Origin of the sequence: Streptomyces nanshensis (assembly GCF_001751255.1) — a bacterium.
Classification (GTDB): Bacteria; Actinomycetota; Actinomycetes; order Streptomycetales; family Streptomycetaceae; genus Streptomyces; species Streptomyces nanshensis_A.
This window is the reverse complement of the sequence record NZ_LJGW01000234.1, coordinates 1-4,511: the sequence shown is the minus strand read 5'-3', so window position 1 is coordinate 4,511 and position 4,511 is coordinate 1. Positions and strand designations below refer to the sequence as shown.

The 4,511-nt window shown below is 72.8% G+C and carries 2 protein-coding genes and 2 pseudogenes; 2 read left to right on the top strand and 2 right to left on the bottom strand.

Features of this window, described 5'->3' with window-relative positions; translation table 11 throughout:
* Positions 1–723: pseudogene (locus tag AN218_RS13645) on the top strand (cellulose-binding protein); the annotation flags it as partial.
* A gap of 103 nt (positions 724–826) precedes the next feature.
* Here the strand turns inward: AN218_RS13645 and AN218_RS13640 are convergent.
* Both AN218_RS13640 and AN218_RS13635 read right to left on the bottom strand, forming a co-directional pair.
* A complete protein-coding gene (locus tag AN218_RS13640; RefSeq protein ID WP_070017111.1) occupies positions 827–2,443 on the bottom strand; it encodes a sodium/solute symporter in 1,617 nt (538 codons plus the stop codon).
* Entirely contained in the window at positions 2,440–2,937 is a 498-nt protein-coding gene (locus tag AN218_RS13635; RefSeq protein WP_079132139.1) for a DUF485 domain-containing protein, read from the bottom strand. The genes AN218_RS13640 and AN218_RS13635 overlap by 4 nt, the downstream gene beginning before the upstream one ends.
* Before the next feature lie 595 nt (positions 2,938–3,532).
* Between AN218_RS13635 and AN218_RS13630 the strand changes: the two are divergent.
* Positions 3,533–4,284: pseudogene (locus AN218_RS13630) on the top strand (ABC transporter ATP-binding protein); the annotation flags it as partial.
* Between the last annotated feature and the right edge of the window lie 227 nt (positions 4,285–4,511).

Below are 4,511 nucleotides of genomic sequence, written 5' to 3'. Positions count from 1 at the left end.
GCCGAGGAGGCCGAACTGCTGCGCGCGGAGGCGTCCGCGGCGGCGGACCGCAGGGTCGAGGCGGCACGCGCCGAGGCGGAGGCGGTGGCGGCGGCGGCACGCGCCGCGGAGGCCGAGACGCGTACGGCCGCTGAGGAGGCGCTACTTGAGGCCCGGGAGCGGTGCGCCACGACGCTGTCCGAGCAGGAGCGGGCGCAGACGGCCGCAGCGGAGGACGCGGACCGCGAGATCGCCGAGCGGGAGCGGACGTTGGAGGCGTACGTCGGCGAACTGGGGGACCGCGGCGAGGAGTTGCTGGAGACGGCACGCCGTGAGCGCGCCGAGGCCGAGGAGGACGCGCAGCGCTGGGACGAGGAGGCGCGTAAGCGCGGTGGGAAGCTGCTCGCGGGCGCCCGGGTGCGCGGGGAGGCGATCGAGCGCGAGACGGAGCGCGTGCTGTGGGAGCACGCCGAGCGTGCCGCGGAGATGCGGCGGCACATGGGCCGGGTGCGCAGCACGCTGGCGTCGCTGACGGGACGTACGGGCGTGGCCGGGACCGGCGAGGACGGGGAGGCGGACGCCGAGGACGACGGCGAGGGCGGGCGCGGTCAACAGGCTGTGGACGGCGGCGAGTTCGGCGAGGCCGGTGAGTGCGGCGGGTCCGGCGCACAGGGCGCCGCCGGTACGGCGGGCACGGCGGAGGCGGTCACCGTTCCCGGACAGGTCAGGGGCCGAAAGCGCTGAGAACGGCGGCCCGTCGGGCCCGTACCGCCTGCTCCGCCCCGGCAGTCTCCGGCCTCACGGTCCCAAGTCCCCTCGTACGCCGACGCGTTGGGCGCCCCCGCGCTCAGCGGCGTCGCGCTCCCGCCAGCAGCCGCGGCTCGACCGCCCGGTAGCGCTGACGCCGCCGCTCCTGCCGGCGCCGTCCGCTGAGGACCGTCCCCAGCCAGCCCAGCAGAAAGCCCACGGGGATGCTGATCATGCCGCTGGTCGTCAGTTGCAGCCTGTCGAAGTGCTGCTCGGGGAAGAGGGATTCGGGCGTTCCGGAGACCGTCGTGGAGAAGACCGTCACGACGACCGCCGTCACGGTGCCGCCCACCAGCGAGCCCAGCATCCCCAGGCGGGTGAAGCGGCGCCAGAAGAGCCCGTAGAGGAGCGCCGGGGCGATGGCGGACGCGGCGATGCTGAAGGACAGGATGATCAGCGCCCGCAGCGCACGGTCCTGCATCAGGACGGCCAGCGCGATCGCGGGCGCCCCGACGGCGAACGCGGCCAGGCGCGCGACGAGCAGCTCCCGCCGGGGCAGCGGCTTCCTGCTGCGCTTGAGCACGTTCGCGTACAGGTCGTGGGCGAGGGAGTTGCCGCAGGCGAGGATCATCCCGGCGACGGAGGAGAGCAGCGTCAGGAAGACGGCCGTCGCGACGGTGGTGAAGACGAACGTGGAGAGGGCGGCGGAGTCGGCGAGGATCCCCTGGGCGAGCTGGAGGATGGCGGTGCTGCCCTGCGGCCCGCCGGCGGCGAGGACTTCGCGGCCCAGCAGCGCGGTGGCACCGGCGCCGATGACGGCGATGAGCACCACGAACACCGCCATGATCATCACGGCGTACGACATGGCGCGGCGGATGTCGGGGGCGCTGCGCGCGGTGTACATGCGCATCGTGACGTGCGGCAGACAGGCCGCGCCGAAGACGACGGTCAGCGAACTGGCGATCAGATCGGCCTTGCCGATGGCGGTCGGTTCGATCAGTAGCCCGGAACGCGCGTAGGCCGCGCCCCGTCCGCTGCCGATGTCGGCGAGCGTGACGAGCCGTGAGGGGTCCCAGCCGACCTTGTCCATGACGAGCAGGGCGAGCATCAGCGAGGCGCCGAAGAGCACGACGAGCTTGATGATGTGGATGAGCGCGGTGCCCTTCATCCCGCCGATGCCCGCGTAGCCGATCATGAGGGTGCCGAGGGCGACGATGATCGCCGTACGGACCGAGGAGCCCTCGAAGCCCAGGACGAGCGTGACGAGATGGCCGGCGCCGGCGAGCTGGAAGACCATCAGCGGCAGCAGCGAGGCGAGGGTGACGGCGGTCGCCGCGAGGCGTACGAGGCGGCTGGCGCCGCCGTGGACGAGGGCGTCGCCCATGGTGAACCGGCCCGCGTTGCGCAGCGGTTCGGCGAGCAGCACCATCAGCAGCAGCAGGGACAGCGCGGTGCTCAGGGCGAGGAGCAGGCCGTCGAAGCCGGTGAGGGCGATGATGCCGATGGTCGACAGGACGGTCGCGGCGGAGATGTAGTCGCCCGCGATGGCGAGGCCGTTGCGCAGCGGGGCGAGGGTGCGGAAGCCGGTGTAGAACTCGTCGAGGTCGTCGCGTTCGGCGCTGGTCATGATGCACAGCAGCAGCGTGACGCTGACGAGCGCGGCGAAGATCGCGAACGACAGGGACTGCGAACCGGCGTCCACGGCGCTGGGGTTCACCGGTTCTCCTCCTCGCTCTCGCGCTGTTCCTCGTCGGCGATGCGCACCCGGTGGGAGAGGGGGTCGACGGTGGCGCGGGCGAAGAGTTCGTAGGTGACGACCGTCAGCAGCGTGACGGGGATCAGCAGCAGCCCCAGGAAGACGCCGAGGTTGACGGAGCCGAACACGGACTGTGCCATCAGGTCCGGCAGATAGGCCGCGAGGACGAGATACACGGTGTAGTAGCCGAGGACGGCCAGCGTCATGCTGCGGCGCAGCCAGCGGTAGGCGGTGCGCAGCCGCACGAGTTCGGTGTCGGCGTGCGCCGGGACGGTGGGCCGGTACGTCGGCGGGGGGCTGTAGTGCGGTGGGGGCGGATGCCCCGGCCGGGGCGGATAGGCGGGCTGCGGGCCAGGAGTTCGGGCATGGCCCCGACGGGGCGGAAAGGAGGGTTCGGAGGGATACGTTCCGTAGTCGTCGAAGAACCCGTGCTGTCCGCCGGCGCTGGACGCCATGCGCGCCTCCCCTCCCGTACGGGGCGAAGGCCCCAGGTTGAGGGCACGTTACTGGCGAGTGTCGGATGGTCGAAAGGGGTTGTGGAAAACCTGTCACATTTCCAGCATCGTCACTGGTGGTCATGGGGTCGGGGAGCCGGCGGCGGACACCGGCCGGGGTGCGGCGGTGCATCCCGCAGATCTCCCCTAGGGGGGTTCCGCAGTGTCGCCGCCTCGCGAAATAGTCCTGGAGCAGGAGGAGTCCGCGGTGCGCCGCTGCCTAGGCTCTTCTCACGGCGCCGGCACGGGGACGCCCGTACGGAAGCCGGCTGCGGCAGACGAGGCGGCGGCCCGTACGGTCCCGGGGGTCCACCGGTGGTGGGGACAGCCCCCGGTTCCGGAGAGGTACGGGCACCATCGCGGCGCGCATCCGCTCGCCGGGAGACTTCCAGCGGGCACACCCACGCCGGGTGGCGCGCACACACCTCCAGCGGGGTCCGCCCACTCGGGGCGGGGCTCGCACGGCTCACGACACGGCGGGGCGGCACAGGGCCGCCGCGCACGGGCGCCGCACGGCGCCGATTCCGGCAGCACGGTACGGGGAGAGGAACACACCATGACGACGGCTGCGACGAGTCCCGGGAGCGGGGCCGGCGGGGCGCCTCAGCCCGCGGCGGCCTCCGCCCGCGGGCTGGTGAAGGCGTACGGGACGGGCGAGACGAGGGTGGTCGCGCTGGACCGTGTCGATGTGGACATCGCCCGCGGCGCGTTCACGGCGATCATGGGTCCTTCGGGCTCCGGCAAGTCGACGCTGATGCACTGCCTGGCCGGGCTCGACTCGGTCACCGAGGGGCGTATCCACGTCGGCGACCAGGAGATCACCGGTCTGAAGGACAAGAAGCTGACGCGGCTGCGCCGTGACCGGATCGGCTTCGTCTTCCAGGCGTTCAACCTGCTGCCGACGCTCAGCGCCCTGGAGAACATCACGCTTCCCATGGACATCGCGGGCCGCAAGCCCGACAAGGAGTGGCTGCATACGGTCATCTCCACGGTCGGTCTGGAGGACCGGCTCGGGCACCGGCCGAGCCAGCTCTCCGGCGGCCAGCAGCAGCGGGTCGCGNGCGGGCGCTGGCGTCCCGGCCGGAGATCATCTTCGGCGACGAGCCGACCGGCAACCTCGACTCCCGCGCGGGCGCCGAGATGCTGGGCTTTCTGCGGCGCTCCGTCGACGAGTTGGGGCAGACCGTCGTGATGGTCACGCACGACCCGGTGGCCGCCGCGTACGCCGACCGCGTGCTGTATCTCGCGGACGGCCGCATCGTCGACGAGATGTACCGGCCGACTGCCGAGGATGTGCTGGAGAAGATGCTGCACCTCGCGGAGGGCGCCGAGCAGGGCGCGGGCGGTGCGGCCGCGCCGGGTGCGCCGCCGGTGCGGCGTACGCCGGAGGGGCTGGCCGCGTTCGGCAGCTTCGACGAGGTGGACGGCGACCGGTTCGGCGGAGGTAGACAGGCTCCGGCCCCGGCCCCGGCAGTGGCACCGGCCCCGGCGTACGGTCCCGGCACCGGGAACGGCCAGGGCGCGGCTCCCGGCCA